This window comes from Streptomyces sp. NPDC049585, from assembly GCF_040675615.1.
GTDB classification, from domain to species: Bacteria; Actinomycetota; Actinomycetes; order Streptomycetales; family Streptomycetaceae; genus Streptomyces; species Streptomyces luteosporeus.
The window spans coordinates 69194-87591 of sequence record NZ_JBFAPE010000021.1 but is presented as its reverse complement, the minus strand read 5'-3'; the positions used below and the strand labels follow the sequence as shown (position 1 = coordinate 87591).

Sequence of the window (18398 nt, the reverse complement as noted above, 5' to 3'; positions counted from 1 at the left end):
TTAAGTCATGGCCAACACATCGGGCGGTATCGGCTGGCACGGCAGGGCGAAGTTCGGATGGGAGTTCTTCGGGGCCGAGCTGAAGCGTCGCCGCGAGGAGCGTGGACTCTCACAGCAGGAGCTGGGACGTCGGGTCTTCTGTTCCGGGTCGTACATCGGTCAGTTCGAAGCCGGCATGCGCAAGCCGCAGCTGGAGATCGCGGAGCGGATCGACGTGGAGCTCGGGACGGACGGCTTCTTCGCCAGGATGTGCCGGCAGCTGATCGACAACGCTCCTTACCGCGACTACTTCGTGGAGACCAAGTATCTCGAAGGCATCGCCACGGCGATTCACGCCTACGCGCCGCTCTACGTGCCCGGGCTGTTCCAGACCGCTGCATACGCACGCGCCGTAATGATCGGCGGCTTTCCGCTGGCGCCGGACAGTGAGATCGAGCGATGGGTGTCGGGTCGGCTGGAGCGTCAGAGGATCCTGGAGCATCCAACAGAGCCCTTGTTGTGGGCCGTCCTCGACGAAAGCGTCATTCGCCGCCCGATCGGCGGACCCGCCGTCATGGGTGAACAGCTTGCGCACCTGGCGGCTCTGGTCGACAAGCGGCGCATCGTGGTGCAGGTGGTGCCGATGAGGGCGGGCATCCTCACTCTGGGCGGACTGCTGAAGCTCATGAGCTTTGCGGACGCGCCTCCTGTGGCGTATGTGGAAGGCGCCATGAGCGGCATGCTCAGGGACGATCCGGCCCAGGTGGCCCGCTATCAGCTCGCCTACGATTTTCTCAGGGCAACTGCGCTGTCGCCGGCGGCTTCCTTGGACCTGATCGCATCCGTGGCGGAGGAGTATGCAGATGAGTCGTGAAGATCAGTCGCTGACCGGCGGCGTTTGGCGCAAGAGCCGCTACAGCGGAGGCGGTGACGACTGCCTCGAAGTCGCCGACGACATACCCCATATAACCCGCGTCCGCGACAGCAAGCGTCCGAACGGCCCCACCCTCGCCTTCCCCACCCCCACCTGGGCCGCCTTCGTGGCGTACCTGCGATGAGTTATCGCCGGCGTTCCGCCCGAGTCCTGTTGCTCGACGAGGCGGACCGCCTCCTGCTGCTGAAGACCCACGTCGATCCCGGCGATCCGGCAGCCGGGCACGCGTGGTTCACGCCCGGCGGTGGGGTGGAGGGCGGCGAGACGTTGGCTCAGGCTGCTGCTCGGGAGCTGCGGGAGGAGACGGGGCTGGTCGTGGCGCCGGAGGAGCTGGGGCCGGCGGTTGCGTACACCTCCGGGTATGCCGATCTCGGCTGGGCCGAAGGGGTCTTCCGGGACGACTTCTTCCACTACCGCGTGGCGCGTCACACGGTCGACGCCGGCGGCCAGGGCGCCGACGAGCGCGCGTACCACGCGGGGCACCGCTGGTGGGCGCCCGGCGAGCTCGCCGGGAGTGCCGAGACCGTGTACCCCCTCGGCCTCGCCGGCCTGCTGGGCGAGCTGGTCGCCGGGCGCGTACCGGGCGAGCCCGTGCGGCTGCCCTGGCATCACTGACGGCGTCAGTCGGCCCCTTCCGCGTGCCGCACAAGGGCGGCGATGCGGTCGGTGATCGCGGGCCACACCTCGCGGGGGAGGTTGTGGCCCATGCCCTCGATCAGCAGGAGTTCCGCGCCGGGTACGGCCGCCGCCGTGGCGTGGCCGCCGCTGGGGTCGCACATGACGTCGTCCGCGCCGTGGACGACGAGGGTGGGTACGCGCAGCGAACGCAGTGCGGGTGTGCGGTCGCCGGAGGCGAGCGTGGCGACGGACTGGCGCAGCATGCCGGTGAGGTCGTGGCCGCGGTCGTAGGCGCGTGCGGCTCGCTCGGCGGCGACCGCTTCGTCGTAGGGGAATGCGGGGGAGCCGATCGTGCGGAAGGCGCGGACGCGCCAGTCGATGTAGCCCTGGCGGTCCGGTGGTGGGGCGCCGATGCCGGCGAGGGCGGCGAAGCGGGGCTGGCCGACGCGGCGGTCGCCGGTCGTGGACATCATCGATGTCAATGACCGTACGCGGTCGGGGTGTTCGATGGCGATCGTCTGGGCGACCATGCCGCCCAGGGACGCGCCGACGAGGTGGGCGCTGTCGAGTCCGAGGGTGTCGAGCAGGCCGATGGTGTCGGCGGCCATGTCGGAGAGGGTGTAGGACGCGGAGGCGAAGTCGCCTGCCAGGGCGGCCTGGAGGTCGGGGGCGGGCGCGTCGTGGAGGTGGGTGGAGCGTCCGGAGTCGCGGTTGTCGAACCGGATGACGTGCAGGCCGTGGTCGACGAGTGCGGCGCAGAAGCCGTCGGGCCAGTCGGTGAGTTGCGCTCCGCCGCCCATCAGCAGCAGGAGGGGCGGGTCCTTGGGGTCGCCCAGGCGCTCGTAGGCGATATCGATGGCGGACGGTCCGACGTTCAGGGCTTTTTCCTCGCTCACCGTCGTACCAACTCCTCGATGTGGAGGGGGCGACGGAGAGGCTTCCCTGGCGTCGGTGTTCCTACCCGTTTCCTACCCCTTTTCTACCCGTCGTCCAAGGAGCACAGCAGGCGCTTGAGTGCGCCGGCGAGCGCGTCGCGTTCGGGGCGGGTGAGGGTGGCGAGCAGGCGTTCCTCGGTGGCGACGTGGTCGGGCAGGGCGCGGTCGATCAGGGCGCGGCCCTCGTCGGTGAGGGTGACGACGACGCTGCGGCCGTCGGCGGGGCTGGGGGCGCGGGTGACCAGGCCGCGCTCCTGGAGGCGGTCGAGGCGCTGGGTGATGGCGCCCGAGGTGACCATGGAGGAGCGCATGAGCTCGGCGGGGGTGAGGCGGTGGGGCGGGTCGCTGCGCCGCAGGGTGGCGAGGACGTCGAAGGACGCGGCGTCCAGTCCGTGGGCGGCGAAGGTACGGCGCAGCTCGGTGGAGACGAGTTGCTGCAGGCGGGAGAGGCGGCCGATGACGGCCATGGGGGAGACGTCGAGGTCCGGGCGCTGCCGGCCCCACTGTTCGAGGACGCGGTCGACGTGGTCGGTCACGGGTCGAGTCTAGCCGCGGATCTCTTAGAGGTGAGACAGATTGCTTAGCGGTGAGATATATTGGCTTAGTGCTAAGCGATCCGAGCAACGGCAACATCGGCAACAGCAGGCTCGCCACCCTGCTCCTCACCGCCCTCGCGCCCGCCGTGTGGGGCACCACCTACGTCGTCACCACCGAGTTCCTCCCGCCCGGCCGGCCCCTGCTGGCCGCCGTCGTCCGGGCGCTGCCGGCCGGGCTCGTCCTGGTCGCGGTCACCCGGCGGCTGCCGCGCGGCAGCTGGTGGTGGCGGGCGGCCGTGCTGGGGGCGCTCAACATCGGGGCGTTCTTCGCGTTGCTGTTCGTCGCCGCCTACCGGCTGCCCGGCGGCGTCGCCGCCACCGTGGGGGCCGTCCAGCCGCTGCTGGCGGCCGGGTTGTCGGCCGGGCTGCTGGGGGAGCGGCTCTCGCTGCGCACGGTGCTGGCGGGTGCGGCGGGAGTGGCCGGTGTGAGCCTGCTGGTGCTGCGGGCCGACGCCCGGTTGGACGCGCTGGGGGTCGCCGCGGCCCTCGGTGGCGCGGTGGTCATGGCCACCGGTGTCGTGCTCAGCAAGCGCTGGGCCTCGCCCGCGCCGCTGCTGGCGACCACCGGCTGGCAGCTGGTGGCCGGCGGCATCCTGTTGTTGCCGGTCGCGCTGCTGGTGGAGGGCCCGCCGCCGGCGTCGCTGACCGGGGGCAACCTCGCCGGATACGCCTATCTCGCCGTCGTCGGCTCGGCGCTGGCGTACGCCCTGTGGTTCCGCGGCATCCGGGCGCTGCCCGCCACCGACGTCACCTTCCTGGGCCTGCTGAGCCCGGTCGTCGCCACGACGGTGGGGTGGCTGGCCCTCGGTCAGGACCTGGCGCCGGCGCAGGTACTGGGCGGGCTCGTCGTGCTCGGGTCGCTGGTCGTCGCCCAGACGCGGAGGTCGAGGGCCTCCGCGGAACAGAAAGCACCTCTGCCTGAAATGCCTCGAACGTCTCAAAGGAGCTGAGCGAGAACATGCGCATCACTGTCTTCGGTGCCGCCGGAAGCGTGGGCGGCCGGATCGTGGCCGAGGCCCTGGAGCGGGGCCACGAGGTGACGGCCGTCGTACGGGACGCGGCCCGCTTCGGCGAGCTGCCGCCGGGCGCCCGGCACCGTACGGGGGACGCCTCGGTGGCCGCCGACGTCGCGGCGCTGGGCGCGGACCAGGACCTCGTCGTCGGTGCCACCCGGCCCGCCGCCGGCCGGGAGGACGACCACGGCGCCACCGCCGCCGGCCTGCTGGCCGGGCTCGCGGGCACGGGCGTACGGCTGCTGGTGGTCGGCGGCGCGGGCAGCCTGGTCGTACGGGATTCGGGGAAGCCCGTGTACGACGACCCGCGGTACGTGCCCGCGGCGTGGCGGGGCATCGCCCTGGCGAGCGTCCGGCAGTACGAGGTCTTCCGGAACGCCGGTACGGCCGCCGTCGACTGGACGTACCTCAGCCCGCCGGCCCTGCTGGAACCGGGCGCACGGACGGGGATGTACCGGGCGGGGCGCGACGAACTGCTCGTCGACGCCGCGGGCCGCTCGGAGATCTCCGTCGAGGACCTCGCGGTGGCCGTCCTCGACGAGGCGGAGCACCCCCGCCACCGCGGGCGGCGCTTCACGGTCGCGTACTAGGGCCTGTCCGGCGGACCTTCGCCATGCACGGCGCCCCGTGAGGGGCGCGGGGCGTTGTCGATGTGCGGCTGCCGCCGCGTGGGCGCGACAAGCCACGACGCGCCCGCGGACAGGGTGCCGTGCTTCGCCCGGTCTCGGGGTGGCGCGTCGACTGCGGGCCGTCGGTGGCCGATCGCGCAGTTCCCCGCGCCCCTGACGGGGCACGGCACCAGCCAACGGCGCCCCCTGGGGGCGCGTCCGTATCAGACGTTGACGCCGAAGTCCTGGGCGATGCCGACCAGGCCCGAGGCGTAGCCCTGGCCCACCGCGCGGAACTTCCACTCCGCACCGTGGCGGTAGAGCTCGCCGAAGACCATGGCGGTCTCGGTGGCCGCGTCCTCGCTCAGGTCGTAGCGGGCGATCTCGGCGCCGCCGGCCTGGTTGACGATGCGGATGTAGGCGTTGCGCACCTGGCCGAAGTTCTGGCCGCGGGAGGCCGCGTCGTAGATGGAGACCGGGAAGACGATCTTGTCGACGTCGGCCGGCAGGGCGGCCAGGTTGACGTTGATCTGCTCGTCGTCGCCCTCGCCCTGGCCGGTGCGGTTGTCACCGGTGTGGACGATGGACTGGTCCGGCGTCGACTTGTTGTTGAAGAAGACGAAGTGGGCGTCGGAGTAGACGCGACCGGCCGGGTTGACGGCGATCGCACTCGCGTCGAGGTCGAAGTCCGTGCCGGTGGTGGTGCGGACGTCCCAGCCGAGGCCGACCGTGACGGCCGTCAGGCCCGGGGCCTCCTTGGTGAGGGAGACGTTGCCGCCCTTGGACAGGCTTACAGCCATGGGATGGTCCCTTTCTGCGTACGAGCTGCGTCGCCCCTCATAACGCCATGTGGGGGACCGAGGGTTCCAGGTCCCTTTACTTTCTTTGCCGGACATTAACGGGATGACGAGTTCCGGCCGCCGGGGACATCATGGAACGCATGTCCGGCCCTTATGTCATCCGCGGTTCCGTCACGCTCCCCGAGGGGGAGCTGATGTGGCGTTTCTCCCGTTCGTCCGGGCCGGGCGGACAGCACGTCAACACCAGCGACAGCCAGGTGGAGCTGCGCTTCGACCTGGCGGCGACCGAGGCCTTGCCGCCGGTGTGGAAGGAACGCGCCCTGGCCCGCCTGGAGGGCCGGCTGGTGGACGGCGTCGTGAGCGTACGGGCCTCCGAGCACCGCTCCCAGTGGCGCAACCGCGAGACCGCGGCCGTACGGCTGGCGACCCTGCTGGCGGAGGCGAGCGCCCCGCCGCCCAAGCCGCGCCGGGCGACGAAGATCCCCCGCGGCATCAACGAGCGCCGGCTGCGGGAGAAGAAGCAGCGCGCCGAGACCAAGCGCGGTCGCTCCGCGCGCGACTGGCACTAAGCGCCCCGTAGGGGCGCGGGGCGGTATCGATCTGCGGCTACCGCCGCGTGGGCGCGACAAGCCACGATGCGCCCGGCAGGTTCGTGCATCGGCTGCGGGCCGTCGGTGGCCGTTCGCGCAGTTCCCCGCGCCCCTACGGGGCACCGTGGTGGCGCAGGGCGCATTCCGTCTGCGGGTGCGTGGTGGTTCGTCGCGCCCACGCGGCGGCAGCCGCAGATCGATACTGCCCCGCGCCCCTTCGGGGCGCCGTGGTGCTACGCCAGGTGGCGGTAGCGGCCCTGGAAGTACGTCAGTGGGCCGCTGCCCGTGTCGGGTGTGTCCACCCGCAGCACGCGGCCGATGACGAGCGTGTGGTCGCCGGCAGCCACGCGCTGCTCGGTGCGGCACTCCACGGCGGCGAGGGCGCCGTGCACCAGGGGGGCGCCGGTGACCGGGCCGCGCGCGGTGGCCATGTCCTCGAAGAGCAGCCGGTCGCTGAGGCGGCCCTTCATCGCGAAGCGGCCGGCGATGTGGCGCTGCTGCTCCGCCAGGACGGAGACCGCCCACAGCGGCTGCCGCTCCAGAAGTTCGTCCATGCGCGAGCCGGTGCGCACGCTGACCATGACCAGGGGCGGGTCGAGGGAGACGGACAGGAAGGCGGTGGCCGTCATGCCGACGTCCTCGCCGCGCGGCCCGTCCTCAGGGTCGTGCGCGGTCACCAGCACCACGCCGGCGGCGAGCCGTGCGAGGGCGGCACGGAACTCGTCGGCGGTCACTCCCTCACTGGCACTGGCGGCGGTCACCCCTTCAGGATGGGCTATGCCGGTCACGGTGGGCGTAGTCGTCTGCAACACGCTCCGCACGCTAGTCGGCCCGGGGGACGGGACGCATCGGGCCCGGGGACCAGGAGGGAGGGGGACACGGTCCTAGGTCGCGGGGTCCCGTGTGTCCGAATTTGCGTTCACGAAGCATAGAGGTCACTCGAACGCCAGTAGCGTGGCGCGATCACTCATTGTGACATGAGTCACAGTGGGCTCTAATTGTTGACCCTGTGTACCGGGCAGTCAGCTCGCTGTGATTCAGTGGCCGGGTAATCGGACGAAAACAAGAAGTCTGGAGTTGCTGTCGAGGTCTCGGGGGAGAGCGAGCTATGGAGACCGAGTCGGAGCCGTATGTCCGCCTGGCGACCTTGAAACAGGTCCACCGGGCCATCGCGGACCTGAACACCGCGCGAAGCCTCGCGGACACCTTGCAGACCGTGGCCGACGGTGTCGTCACCGGGCTCGGCTACGAGCTCTCGGCCGTCAATCTCGTACGACCGGACGGCGACCTCGTGGTTGCCGCGGTGGCCGGTAGCGCCAGCGCCGAGGCGCTCATGGCGGGGCGCGTCGGGTCGCGCGTGTCGTGGGAGCGCCGGCTGGCCATGGGCGACCAGTGGGGCGAGCTGAGGTTCATTCCGTACACCGAGGGCTGGGTCCTCGACGACGACGACGTTCCGCAGTGGCACACCGGCGGACCGGCGCCGCGCTTCGCCGACGAGTGGCACCCGATGGACCGGCTGTTCGCCCCGATGTATACGACCGGGCCGTCCGGCGGCGAACTGCTGGGCGTCATTTCGGTGGACAAACCGCGCAATGGGCGCAGACCGGGCGCATGGGGCCGCGAAGCCCTTCAGATGTATGCATCGCAGGCGGCGATTGCAATCAGTAACGCTCGCTTGCGCGCAAACATGCAACGCGCGTTGGTCAGACTCGAACGCGAACAGCAGGCCCTGCGCGCCAGTGAGGAAAGCTTCCGCCAGGCCTTCGAGTACGCGCCCAGCGGCATGGCCATCGCCGAGATGGGTGGCGACCAGCACGGCCGGCTGCACCGCACCAACGACGCCCTGTGCCGGCTGCTCGGCCGCTCCGCCTCCCAGATGCGCCGCTACTCCTTCTCCGACCTCGTCCACCCGGACGACGTCGGCACCCTGCTGCGCACCTCCGCCGAGGGCGGCCGCGCCGAACTGCGCCTCGCCCGCCGCGACGGCACCTTCGTGTGGGTCTCCCTGCGCAACTCCGTCGTCGCCGACGCCGCCGACGGGCCCCGCTACCTGCTCACGCACGTGGAGGACATCGAGGAGCGCAAGCGGCACGAACTGCAGCTCGCGCACCGGGCCAGCCACGACTCGCTCACCGGCCTGCCCAACAGCGCCGAGCTGCGCGCCCGCCTCAGCAGCCGGCTGTGCGGCCGGCCGCCCGGCAGCGAGACGCGCGGCGCGGCCACCGTCGCCCCGTACGGGCACCTGGAGGGCTTCGCCGAGGTCGAGAGCGTCACCGCGGGCGTCGCGGTGCCGGCCGCGCTGGAGGCCGCGGGCATCGGGGCCGGCGCGGGGGCCGGCCCGGGCCACGGCGGTCACGGCCACGGCGGTCATGGTCATGGTCACGGTCACGGCGGCCACGGTCACGGCTTCGGCTCCGACGCCGGACCCGACTACGCGCCGGACTTCCCCCCGGTCTCCCCGGAGGACTACGGCGGCATGCCGCCGGTCGGCGGCTACGACCACCACCACGAGCACGCCATCGCCCCCGACGAGGACCTCGCCGACGGCACCAAGGGGCTCGCCGTCCTCTTCTGCGACCTCGACGGCTTCAAGGCGATCAACGACCGCTTCGGGCACCACACGGGCGACGAGGTGCTCATAGAGGTCGCCCGGCGGCTCAGCAGCGGGGTGCGCGACGGCGACACGGTCGCCCGGCTCGGCGGCGACGAGTTCGTCGTCCTGGCCGACGGGCTCACCCCCGCCGACGCCGAGGACCTCGCGGCGCGGCTGCGCAATGCGATCATTCCGCCTATAAGGGTCGACGGACGCGCCGTGCGGGTGGGGGCCAGTTTCGGAATCGGCTGGGCCGGCTGCGGAATGTCCGCCGACGAGGTGCTCCACTCGGCCGACCAGCGGATGTACGTCGAGAAAAGATCACGTGCCAAGGCCGGAAGACGTGCCGGCTGAGTGCCGGGACCGTGGGGTTTTGCGTACGTTGTGAAGGGCAGGGGCACGGCGTGAAACCACCCTCTCGGGGTACGCTTCGCCGATGCGGCAACCGCCGCCGACAGCTGCGGTTTCGGCGGGTATCAGCGTGGGCGCCGATGGGCACACCATGTGGGGAGTGACAGGGGATGACGGCCGGTAACAACGGCACGGGCACGGGCCCGGGCACCGGTACGCCGGAGAACGACGATCCGTTCGGCTACCTGTACCGCTCGGAGGGCGGCGAGGGCACCAACCAGGACTCCGCCGGCTACCAGCCGGGCGTCCCGCGCACGTCGTACAACCAGGTCCGCCCGGTCGGCTCCCGCACCTACGGCGGCGCCCAGGGCGTCGGCGCCGCCCAGCGCCCGAACCCGCACTACGCGGCCCCGGAGACGCTCGGCCGCGGCACCCCCGCCCCCGGCCCCCAGCCCCAGGGCGGCCACGCCGCCCCACCGGCCCGGCCGAAGCGCCGCGGGCTGCTCATAGCCGCGGTGGCGGTCGTGGTGGTCGTCGCGGGCGGCATCGGCGCGGCGATCGTGGCCAACATGTCGGGCGACGGCAAGAGCGGCCAGCAGAACAGCGCTGGCGGCGCAGATCGGGACGAGTCCCAGAAGTCCAAGAAGGATAGTGACGCAAAGAAGGGCGACGACGGTCCCAAGAACCCGTCGGCGGCCGGCATGATGCAGCGGGACGCCGCGAGCCTCCGGCTCGCTGGCGGGGCCACCACCGCCAAGGACGTGAAGGGCGCGAAGGCCGACGGCGGCACGTACATCGCCGGCATGAACGCGGTTGGCGCCTCAGTCGAGTGGGTGCTGGAAGTCCCGCAGGCCGGCGAGTACACGGTGTTCGTCGGATACGGCGTGCCGGGCGTGGACGCCAATTCCACGCTCTCGATCAACGGGTCCGCGCGTAGCCAGGCCCTGAACATGAAGAACTTCGCCCAGGCCAAGAACGGCGACTGGGAGAAGGGCTGGACCCGGACGTTCGCATGGATCGACCTGAACAAGGGCACGAACACCATAAAGATTTCGTGCGAGCAGGGCAATCAGTGCAACTTCAACCTCGACCAGGTGTGGCTGAAGCCGGGGCACGTGAACGGCTGACGTCGGCGTATCGAAGAAAGCCCTGAGCCTTCGCGTCTTGGACGGAACGCGAAGGCTCAGGGCTTCATTGGCCGGGCGAGTCGGTCAGCCCTGGCGGAAGCCCACGCAACGGCTCGCGACCCAGCCCTTGCGGCTCTTGTAGTTGAGCGGGACCCACGTGTTGTACTTAGTGGAGGAGCCGGGGCAGGTGTAGGAACCACCGGTCTCCTCTCCCGTGCAGTACTCGTACCAGCAAGGAACGTCCTGCTTGGCCGGAATCCTGGCGATCACGGGTGCGGACGTGGTCTGCGCGGAGCGGATGTTCCACGCGTTGTTCCAGTTGTTGGCCTGGCCCCAGCCATAGGCCTGGGCGGACGACGATCCTGCGAACAGCGCGCCCAGTGCGAGCGCGCCGCTCATGGTCATCATTCGTATCCCTCGGCGCATTTCTTCCCCTCATGCGGTCTCACGGTCACCTCTCGCAACCGGTGTCGGAGCGAGAGGTTCAAGATCATATAGCTCTTTTGTTCGATTCGATAATCGGTTTTGGCCGGTTTGCTCCCGCCTGACTCCTGCTCAGAAGCGCACTGTCTCCAGGAACTGCGTCACCACCCCGGCCATCGCCTCGCGGGCCGGGGTGAGGTGTTTGCGGGGGTCCGTCGTCGACGGGTGGGCTGCGAGGGAGGCGCGGAGCGTGGTCGTGAAGGCGCGGTTCAGGGCCGTACCTACGTTGATCTTGCGGATGCCCGCTGTCACCGCCGCGCGGAGTTCCTCGTCGGGGACGCCCGAGGAGCCGTGGAGGACCAGGGGGACGGGGACGGTCGCGCGGAGGGTGGCGATCAGGGTGTGGTCCAGGGTTGCCGTGCGGGTGGTCATGGCGTGGCTGCTGCCGACCGCCACGGCGAGGGCGTCCACGCCGGTCTCGGCGACGTAGGCGGCGGCCTCGGCGGGGTCCGTACGGACGCCGGGGGTGTGGGCGTCGCCCGGTTTGCCGCCGATGCGGCCGAGTTCGGCCTCCAGCCAGATCTCGCGTGCGTGGGCCCAGCGGACGGCCGCGGCGGTTGCCTTGACGTTGTCGGCGTAGGGGAGTTTCGACGCGTCGAACATGACGGAGCCGAAGCCGTGGGCGTGGGCGGCGTGGAGGAGGTCCACGGTCTCGACGTGGTCGAGGTGGAGGGCGAGCGGGGCGCTGGAGGTGCGGGCCACGGCGGCCGTGGCGGCGGCGAGGGGGGCCAGGGCGCCGCCGTGGTATTTCACGGCGTTCTCGGAGATCTGGAGGACGGCCGGGGTGCCCGCGGCCTCGGCGCCGGTGGCGATCGCTTCGGCGTGTTCGAGGGTGATGACGTTGAAGGCGGCGAGGGGACGGCCGGACTTCATGAGCTCGCTGGTGCGGATGAGGGGCATGTGGCGGCTCCTGTCGTGGGGTGTCACATGGCCGTGACCCGTACCTGCGGGAGCAGGTCCTCGTACGCCGCCGCGTCGAAGTCGCCCGCCGTCGGGGAGCGGACGGTGGCGGCCGCCAGGGCCACGGCCCGGGCGAGGCGGTCGGGCCACGGCAGGTCGCGGGCGAGCAGGAGACCGGCCACGGCCGAGTCGCCGGCGCCCGTGGGGTTGCCCTGCAGGGGACGGGGTGTGGTGGCCCGCCAGATGCCGTCGGGGGTGACGGCCAGCATGCCGTCGGGGCCGAGGGAGGCCGCGACCGTGTGGGCGCCGCGGCGGCGGGCGTCCATGGCGGCGCGCAGGGGTTCCGTCGAGCCGGTGAGGGCCGCCAGTTCGGCGGCGTTGGGCTTGACGACGTCGGGGCGGGCGGCGATGCCGCGCCGCAGGGGTTCGCCGCCGGTGTCGAGCAGGACGGGTACGTGGCGGGCCCGGGCCTGCCGTACGAGATGGGCGTACGCGCCCACCGGCACGCCCGGTGGCAGGCTGCCGCACAGGGCCACGGCGTCGGCGTCGCACAGCAGTTGGGCGTAGCGGTCGGTGAAGGCGGCCCATTCGCCGGGGGTGATGTCGGGGCCGGTCTCGTTGAGCTGGGTGGTGGTGCCGGTGGCGGCGTCGGTGACGGCGACCGTGCGGCGGGTGGTGCCGGTGACGGGGAGGAGGGCGTCGGTCAGCGGGCCGGGCGCGTCGGCCAGCAGCCGGCGCAGGGTCTCGCCGGTGGGTCCGCCGGCGAAGCCGGTGACGACGGTCTCGTGGCCGAGGGCGGCCAGGACGCGGGAGACGTTGAGCCCCTTGCCGCCGGGGCGTTCGAGGGCCTGGGTGACGCGGTGCTCGGTCTGCGGGAGCAGCTGGGGGACGCGATAGGTCAGATCGAGCGCGGCGTTGAGCGTGACCGTGAGGATCATCGGCGCCTCTCTCTCCTCGACTCTCTCCTCGTCCGGCGGACGACAGCGCCAGTGATCATGCCAAATGCGCGGCGGCAGGCCCAGACCTCGGGACCTGCCGCCGCGCCGCAACTGGAGGAGCAATCAGCCCACTTCGGGACGGACCAGCCACTCTCCCCTGCGCATGACGCCCACCAGGTCGTAGGAACCGTCGAACACCAGCAGGTCCGCGTCCTTGCCGGGTTCGAGGGAGCCGACACGGTCGTCGACGCCGAGCAGTCGTGCCGGATTGGCGGACAGGGCCCGTACGGCGTCCTCGACCGGCAGCCGGTCGACCGTCACCGCCCGCTTGAAGGCCACGTCGAGGGTGAGCGTGGAGCCGGCGATCGAACCGGCCGTGGGGCCGTCGGAGATGCGGGCGACGCCGTCCCTGACCTCGACACCCATCGGGCCGAGGGTGTACATGCCGTCGGACATGCCCGCGGCGGCCATCGCGTCCGTGATGAACGCGACGCGGTCCGCGCCGGCCCGCGCGAAGGCCAGCTGCAGGACGGCCGGGTGCAGATGGGTGCCGTCGTTGATGAGCTCGACGGTGACCCGCTCGTCCTCCAGCAGGGCCGTCACCGGCCCCGGCGCCCGGTGCAGCAGCGAGGGCATCGCGTTGAACAGGTGGGTGGCCACCGTGGCCCCCGCCTCGACGGCCTCCAGCGTGGCCTCGTACGAGGAGTCGGTGTGGCCCACGGCGGCCACGACCCCGTGGTCGGCGAGCAGACGCACCGAGTCCAGGCCGCCGGGCAGCTCGGGGGCCAGCGTCATCATCCGGGCGGCGCCGCGGGCCGCGTCCAGCAGCTTGCGCACGTCCGCCGGGTGCGGATCGCGCAGCAGCTCCGGCTGGTGGGCGCCGCAGCGGTGCGGCGAGATGAACGGACCCTCGAAGTGGACGCCGGCCAGCTCGCCCTGCTCCGTCAGCTCCGACAGCAGCGCCGCCTGCCGGGCCAGGTCGTCCAGGTCGCCGGTCACCATGGAGGCGACCATGGTCGTCGTGCCGCGCGCGCGGTGCGCGCCGATCGCCGTCATCGCCTCCTCGGCGCCACCCGCCTGGAACGACGCGCCACCGCCGCCGTGCACGTGCATGTCCACGAAGCCGGGGACGATCCAGTGCCCGGTCAGATCCATGGTGGGCGCCTCGTGCGGCACGCCCTCCGCGATCCGGGTGCCCTCCACCGTCAGCCGGTCGTCCTCCGCGACCCCGGCCGGCAGGACCACGCGGGCTCCGGTGAGAACCGTACGTTCGTTCATCGGGCGGATACCTCCGTGGTGTCGGTGGGGACGGCGAGCAGGTCCCAGGCGAGCAGACCGGCGCCCAGGCAGCCGGCGGCGTCCCCGAGGGCCGCCGGGACGATGAGGGGGAGCCTGCGGAACGTCACGCGCTCGGCGACCGCCGCGCGCAGCGGCGCGAACAGCGTCCCGCCGGCCTCGGCCAGCCCGCCGCCGATGATCAACATGCCGGGGTCCAGCAGGCTGACCGCCACGACGAGGCCGTCGGCGAGCGCGTCCACGGCGCGCTGCCACACGGCGCGGGCGCGCTCGTCGCCGGCCTCGACGGCCCGGGCGCAGCCGGCCGCGTCCGCCGCCGGGTCGCCACTGGCCTCGGCCCAGGCACGGCTGACGGCCGAGGCGGAGGCCAGCGTCTCCAGACAGCCCCGGCCCCCGCAGCCGCACAGCGGCGCATCCGGGCCGGTACGGACGGCCACGTGGCCGATCTCGCCCGCGTTGCCGTGGGCGCCGGCCTCGATCCGGCCGTCGATGCCGATCGCGCCCGCTATGCCGGTGCCCAGCGGCACGAACAGGAAGCGGTCCGCGCCCCGGCCTGCACCGATACGGCCCTCGGCCAGCCCGCCGGTGCGCACGTCGTGGCCGACGGCCACGGGAATCCCGCCGAGACGCTCGGCCAGCACGTCGCGCAGGGGCACGTCGCGCCAGCCGAGGTTCGCGGCGTACACGGCGGTGCCGGAGGCCGCATCCACGATCCCGGGCACGGCCACCCCGGCCGCCACGGCCCCCTCCCCGAACCGCTCCTCACCGACGCCGCGCAGCTCGGCGGCCAGATCGAGGATCCCGGCCACGACGGCATCCGGCCCCCGCTCACGGCCGGTGGGACGGCGCGTCTCGTACAGGAGCGTGTGGTCCGGGGCGACGAGGGCCGCCTTGATGGCGGTGCCGCCGACGTCGAGGGCGATGACGTGTTTCACGCCTGTAGTTTTGCGCGTCGGAGCACGAAAGGTCTAGTCCACTCGCCGGGGTGGCGGCCGGTACCGCCTGTGGTGGGGCCGGGGTCCGGGGCGGAGCCCCGATTTCGGGTCCGGCGCCTCACCTCGTCGGCAGGATCACGCTCCGCGTCAGGTTGCGGGGGGCGTCCGGGTTCAGGCCTCGGGTCTGTGCCAGGGTCACCGCCAGGCGCTGGGCGCGGACGAGGTCCGCCATCGGGTCGCGGCCCTCCGCGTGGACGAGGGTGCCGCCGGTGGCCGCGACCTCGGCCGGGAGGCCGTCGGGCAGGGGGCCGAAGGCCCATGTCACGCGGCCGGGGGCCGTGATGGCCACGGGGCCGTGGCGGTATTCCATCGCGGGGTAGGCCTCCGTCCACGCTCCGGCCGCTTCGCGCATCTTCAGGGCCGCTTCCTGCGCCAGCCCGTACGTCCAGCCGCGGCCGAGGAACGTCCACTGTTCGGCGATCAGTGCCGCCATCGGCAACTCCTCGGCCAGGGCCTCCTCCGCGTCGGCTGCGGCCTTCTCGACGGTGGCGGCGCCGTCGATGCCGGTGCGCAGGTAGGCCAGGGCGGTGGTGGCGAAGCGGGTCTGGACGACGGATTCCTCGTCGGCCCAGTCCAGGACGGCGACCTCGGTCGCCGTGTGCATCACCGGGGTGTGCGGGTCGGCGGTCAGGGCGAGGGTGGGGGTGCGGCCGCGGAGGGTGTCGAGGAGGTGCAGTACTTCCGTGGTCGTGCCGGAGCGGGTGATGGCGACCACGCGGTCGTAGGTCCGGCCCACGGGGAATTCGGAGGAGGCGAAGGCGTCGGTCTCGCCGTGGCCGGCGGCCTCGCGCAGGGCCGCGTACGCCTGGGCCATGAACCACGACGTGCCGCAGCCGGTGACCGCCACGCGTTCGCCGGGGGCGGGGAGCCCGGGGGTGTGGGCGGCCGCGGTGGTGGCGCGGCGCCAGGAGGCGGGCTGGGTGGACAGCTCACGCGTGGTCAGTGACGGCTTCATGCGGCTGCGCTCCTTGCGGGTGCGGTGGTGCGGCAATCGGTCGTTCCCGTGCATAGCAGTCCGCGCTGACCTGGGGGAAGGGCGTTAGGGCGATACCGAAGCGCAACGCGGGATCCGTAGACCGTAAGGTTGCGCGCGGGAGAAACTCACGGTCTCCACGGGACTCACGAATCCCAGGGGGGAGATTCACGGTCTCCATAGTGCGGACACGAACCACAAGGTGGGTAGCAGAAGGTGCAGCGGCGGCGGTTCCTGGGCATGACGGCGGCGGGCGTGGCGACGGCGGCGCTGGCGCCCGTTCTGACGGCGTGCGGGAGTGAGGGCCCCGTCGGCGACAAGAAGCTGAAGCTGGTCGCGGCGGACTACGGCGACAAACCGGACAACAGCTCCAAGAAGTACTGGAATTCCCTCGCTCGGGACTTCGAGTCCAAGCACAGCGGCATCAAGATCGACGTCGAGGTCTACAGCTGGACCGAGGTCGACAAGAAGGTCGCCGACATGGTCGCCGCCGGCAAGGCGCCCGACATCGCGCAGATCGGTGCGTACGCGGACTTCGCGGCCGCCGGCAAGCTCTACAGCGCCGACCAGCTGATCTCCATCCCCACCCAGGCGGACTTCATCACCCCGATCGCCAAGGCGGGCGAGGTGCACCGGGTGCAGTACGGCCTGCCGTTCGTCTCCAGCACCCGCATGCTCTTCTACAACCAGTCCCTCTTCACCAGGGCCGGCATCGGCAAGGCGCCGGAGACCTGGGAGGAGCTACAGGCCGCGGCGGTCAAGCTCAAGGCGGCCGGCGTGAAGATACCCTTCGGTCTCCCGCTGGGCCCCGAGGAGGCGCCCGCCGAGACGATGCTGTGGATGCTGGCGGGTGGCGGCGGCTACACCGACAACACCGGTGCATATACGATCAATTCGGACGCGAACATCAAGGCGTTCGCGTGGGTGCGCGACGAACTCGTCGGCAAGGGCCTCACCGGCCCCGGCGACCCCGCCCGCACCAACCGCCAGGACCTCTTCGAGGCCTTCTGCAAGGGCGACGTGGGCATGCTGCACGGCCACCCGACGCTGATGCAGCAGGCGGAGGCCGCCAAGCTCAAGTACGGGACGGCGCCGCTGCCGGGCATCAAGGGCAAGGCCGCCTCCACCATGGGCGTCGCCGACTGGATCATGGCCTTCAAGCAGAACGGCCACCGCGAGCAGATCGGCACCTTCCTCGACTTCGTCTTCAGCAAGGACAACCACCTCAGCTTCACCGGCCAGTACCAGCTGCTGCCGGTGACCGAGTCCGCCTCGGCCGCCATGCACCTGGACCGGCAGTACGAGAAGCTGTGGCCGTTCCTCGACCAGCTGCAGAACGCCGACTTCTACCCGGCCGACAAGACCTCCTGGGCCAAGGTCAGCGCGACGATCAAGGAGAAGATCGGATCCGTCGTGCAGAAGAGCGGCGACCCCGCCGCCGTCCTCGGCGAGATCCAGCGCGAGGCCGAGGCGACGGAGCTGGCCGACCGGTAGGTTGGAGTACGTGAGTCGGGAGAAGGACGGCGGAACGGACGCGCCGGAGGGCCGCCCCCGGGGCGGCCTGTCCGCACGCGACCTCGCCGTCCTCGCCCTGGAACGGCAGTCCTGGCCCGGGCCCGGCGCCAAGGAACGGGCCGTCCGCGAACGCCTCGGCATCACGCCCACCCGCTACTACCAGCTCCTGAACGTCCTGCTCGACGACCCCCGCGCCCTCGCCCACGACCCCGTCACCGTCAACCGGCTGCGGCGCCTGCGCGAGGAGCGGCGCGAGCGCCGCTGACACCGGTAGGGTCGGGCCCCATGGGCAGCCAACCGCTTCCGGAACCCGTGACCGACGCCGGCCGCGAGGGCCTGACCGCGCTGCTCGCGCGGCCCGAACACGCCGTCGTCGCCCTCGACTTCGACGGCACCCTCGCCGAGATCGTCACCGACCCCGAGCGGGCCCGCGCCCACCCCGGCGCCGTGCCCGCCCTCGCCCGCCTCGCCCCGCACCTCGCCTCCGTCGCCGTTGTCACCGGCCGCCCCGCCGGGGCCGCGGTGCGCCACGGCGGCTTCGCCGGCGTGCCGGGCCTGGAGCGCCTGGTCGTGCTCGGCCACTACGGCGCCGAACGCTGGGACGCGGTCACCGGCACCGTACGCGCCCCGGCGCCGCACCCGGGCGTGGCGGCGGTACGGGCCGAGCTGCCCGGCGTGCTCGACGCGTCCGGTACGTGGCAGGGCACCTGGACCGAGGACAAGGGGCGGGCCATCGCCGTGCACACCCGGCGCGCCACCGACCCGCAGGCCGCCTTCGACGCGCTGCGCGCGCCGCTCGCGGCGCTCGCCGAGCGGCACGGGCTGATCGTCGAGCCGGGGCGGTTCGTGCTCGAACTGCGCCCGCCCGGTGTGGACAAGGGCGTCGCCCTCGCCGGCTACCTCCGCGAGACCGGGGCCCGCGCGGTGCTGTACGCCGGCGACGACCTCGGCGACGTGGCCGCCTTCGCGGCGGTGGAGGAGCTGCGCGGCGAGGGGGTGGCGGGGACGCTCGTGTGCAGTGGCAGTGCGGAGGTGACGGTGCTGGCCGAGCGGGCGGACCTTGTGGTGGACGGGCCGTCGGGTGTGGTGGAGCTGTTGACCGCGCTTGCGGACAAGCTGGGCTGAGCGGTCTCCCGGGGGCGAAGCCCCCGGGA

At 72.2% G+C, this 18398-nt stretch carries 21 protein-coding genes; 11 read left to right on the top strand and 10 right to left on the bottom strand.

Annotated features, from left to right (window positions below; all coding sequences use genetic code 11):
* Nucleotides 1-7: 7 nt before the first annotated feature.
* Genes AB0K17_RS21470 through AB0K17_RS21460 form a run of 3 tightly spaced genes read left to right on the top strand, consistent with a single transcriptional unit; the run spans nt 8 to nt 1528 of the window.
* Complete coding sequence (locus AB0K17_RS21470; protein ID WP_365983887.1) at nt 8-853, top strand: helix-turn-helix transcriptional regulator; 846 nt, start codon at nt 8-10, stop codon at nt 851-853.
* The gene (locus AB0K17_RS21465) at nt 843-1037 is read left to right on the top strand and encodes a DUF397 domain-containing protein (protein ID WP_365983886.1); all 195 of its coding nucleotides are present in this window, start codon (nt 843-845) and stop codon (nt 1035-1037) included. Before AB0K17_RS21470 ends, AB0K17_RS21465 begins: the two co-directional genes overlap by 11 nt.
* Nucleotides 1034-1528 carry an NUDIX domain-containing protein gene (locus AB0K17_RS21460; protein WP_365983885.1) on the top strand — a complete coding sequence of 165 codons (495 nt, stop codon included), beginning with the start codon at nt 1034-1036 and terminating at the stop codon, nt 1526-1528. The genes AB0K17_RS21465 and AB0K17_RS21460 overlap by 4 nt, the downstream gene beginning before the upstream one ends.
* A gap of 5 nt (nt 1529-1533) precedes the next feature.
* On the opposite strand, the gene AB0K17_RS21455 is transcribed toward AB0K17_RS21460, so the two are convergent.
* On the bottom strand, nt 1534-2427 hold the full coding sequence (locus tag AB0K17_RS21455; RefSeq protein WP_365983884.1) for an alpha/beta hydrolase: 894 nt from the start codon (nt 2425-2427) through the stop codon (nt 1534-1536).
* Between the two features lie 83 nt (nt 2428-2510).
* Complete coding sequence (locus tag AB0K17_RS21450; RefSeq protein WP_365970261.1) at nt 2511-3002, bottom strand: MarR family transcriptional regulator; 492 nt, start codon at nt 3000-3002, stop codon at nt 2511-2513.
* A 95-nt stretch (nt 3003-3097) separates the two neighbouring features.
* On the opposite strand from AB0K17_RS21450, the gene AB0K17_RS21445 reads away from it, so the two are divergent.
* Both AB0K17_RS21445 and AB0K17_RS21440 read left to right on the top strand, forming a co-directional pair.
* The gene (locus tag AB0K17_RS21445) at nt 3098-4012 is read left to right on the top strand and encodes an EamA family transporter (RefSeq protein WP_365983909.1); all 915 of its coding nucleotides are present in this window, start codon (nt 3098-3100) and stop codon (nt 4010-4012) included.
* An 8-nt stretch (nt 4013-4020) separates the two neighbouring features.
* Entirely contained in the window at nt 4021-4665 is a 645-nt protein-coding gene (locus AB0K17_RS21440) for an NAD(P)H-binding protein (RefSeq protein WP_365983883.1), read from the top strand.
* A gap of 242 nt (nt 4666-4907) precedes the next feature.
* Here the strand turns inward: AB0K17_RS21440 and AB0K17_RS21435 are convergent, their stop codons facing one another.
* Nucleotides 4908-5483: a TerD family protein gene (locus AB0K17_RS21435; protein WP_365970265.1), complete on the bottom strand. Its 576-nt coding sequence runs from the start codon at nt 5481-5483 to the stop codon at nt 4908-4910.
* Nucleotides 5484-5614: 131 nt separating this feature from the next.
* On the opposite strand from AB0K17_RS21435, the gene arfB reads away from it, so the two are divergent.
* The gene (gene arfB / locus AB0K17_RS21430; protein ID WP_365983882.1) at nt 5615-6052 is read left to right on the top strand and encodes an alternative ribosome rescue aminoacyl-tRNA hydrolase ArfB; all 438 of its coding nucleotides are present in this window, start codon (nt 5615-5617) and stop codon (nt 6050-6052) included.
* Nucleotides 6053-6306: 254 nt separating this feature from the next.
* Here arfB and AB0K17_RS21425 read toward each other — a convergent pair whose 3' ends face one another.
* Entirely contained in the window at nt 6307-6861 is a 555-nt protein-coding gene (locus AB0K17_RS21425; RefSeq protein WP_365983908.1) for a flavin reductase family protein, read from the bottom strand.
* Nucleotides 6862-7181: 320 nt separating this feature from the next.
* On the opposite strand from AB0K17_RS21425, the gene cdgB reads away from it, so the two are divergent.
* Together cdgB and AB0K17_RS21415 are read left to right on the top strand one after the other, a co-directional pair.
* Nucleotides 7182-9020, top strand: a complete 1839-nt coding sequence (gene cdgB, locus AB0K17_RS21420; protein WP_365983881.1) for a diguanylate cyclase CdgB — start codon at nt 7182-7184, stop codon at nt 9018-9020.
* 167 nt (nt 9021-9187) lie between these two features.
* Nucleotides 9188-10144, top strand: coding sequence for a CBM35 domain-containing protein (locus AB0K17_RS21415; RefSeq protein ID WP_365983880.1), 957 nt, complete (start codon nt 9188-9190; stop codon nt 10142-10144).
* A gap of 84 nt (nt 10145-10228) precedes the next feature.
* On the opposite strand, the gene AB0K17_RS21410 is transcribed toward AB0K17_RS21415, so the two are convergent.
* The 6 genes from AB0K17_RS21410 to AB0K17_RS21385 all read right to left on the bottom strand — a co-directional run bounded on the left by AB0K17_RS21410 (nt 10229) and on the right by AB0K17_RS21385 (nt 15711).
* Nucleotides 10229-10552, bottom strand: coding sequence for a hypothetical protein (locus tag AB0K17_RS21410; RefSeq protein ID WP_365983879.1), 324 nt, complete (start codon nt 10550-10552; stop codon nt 10229-10231).
* Between the two features lie 147 nt (nt 10553-10699).
* Nucleotides 10700-11527: a class II fructose-bisphosphate aldolase gene (locus AB0K17_RS21405; protein WP_365983878.1), complete on the bottom strand. Its 828-nt coding sequence runs from the start codon at nt 11525-11527 to the stop codon at nt 10700-10702.
* A gap of 23 nt (nt 11528-11550) precedes the next feature.
* Nucleotides 11551-12465: a 1-phosphofructokinase family hexose kinase gene (locus tag AB0K17_RS21400; RefSeq protein ID WP_365983877.1), complete on the bottom strand. Its 915-nt coding sequence runs from the start codon at nt 12463-12465 to the stop codon at nt 11551-11553.
* Between the two features lie 123 nt (nt 12466-12588).
* The gene (gene nagA, locus AB0K17_RS21395; RefSeq protein ID WP_365983875.1) at nt 12589-13743 is read right to left on the bottom strand and encodes an N-acetylglucosamine-6-phosphate deacetylase; all 1155 of its coding nucleotides are present in this window, start codon (nt 13741-13743) and stop codon (nt 12589-12591) included.
* Entirely contained in the window at nt 13740-14696 is a 957-nt protein-coding gene (locus AB0K17_RS21390) for an ROK family protein (protein WP_365983873.1), read from the bottom strand. Before AB0K17_RS21390 ends, nagA begins: the two co-directional genes overlap by 4 nt.
* 118 nt (nt 14697-14814) lie before the next feature.
* Nucleotides 14815-15711, bottom strand: coding sequence for a sugar isomerase (locus tag AB0K17_RS21385; protein WP_365983872.1), 897 nt, complete (start codon nt 15709-15711; stop codon nt 14815-14817).
* A 234-nt stretch (nt 15712-15945) separates the two neighbouring features.
* Between AB0K17_RS21385 and AB0K17_RS21380 the strand changes: the two genes are divergently transcribed.
* From AB0K17_RS21380 to otsB, 3 genes are read left to right on the top strand one after another with little or no spacing between them, the layout of a single operon-like run.
* The gene (locus AB0K17_RS21380) at nt 15946-17223 is read left to right on the top strand and encodes an extracellular solute-binding protein (protein ID WP_365983871.1); all 1278 of its coding nucleotides are present in this window, start codon (nt 15946-15948) and stop codon (nt 17221-17223) included.
* A gap of 10 nt (nt 17224-17233) precedes the next feature.
* Entirely contained in the window at nt 17234-17509 is a 276-nt protein-coding gene (locus AB0K17_RS21375) for a DUF3263 domain-containing protein (RefSeq protein ID WP_365983870.1), read from the top strand.
* A 20-nt stretch (nt 17510-17529) separates the two neighbouring features.
* The gene (gene otsB, locus AB0K17_RS21370) at nt 17530-18369 is read left to right on the top strand and encodes a trehalose-phosphatase (RefSeq protein WP_365969537.1); all 840 of its coding nucleotides are present in this window, start codon (nt 17530-17532) and stop codon (nt 18367-18369) included.
* The last annotated feature ends 29 nt before the right edge of the window (nt 18370-18398 follow it).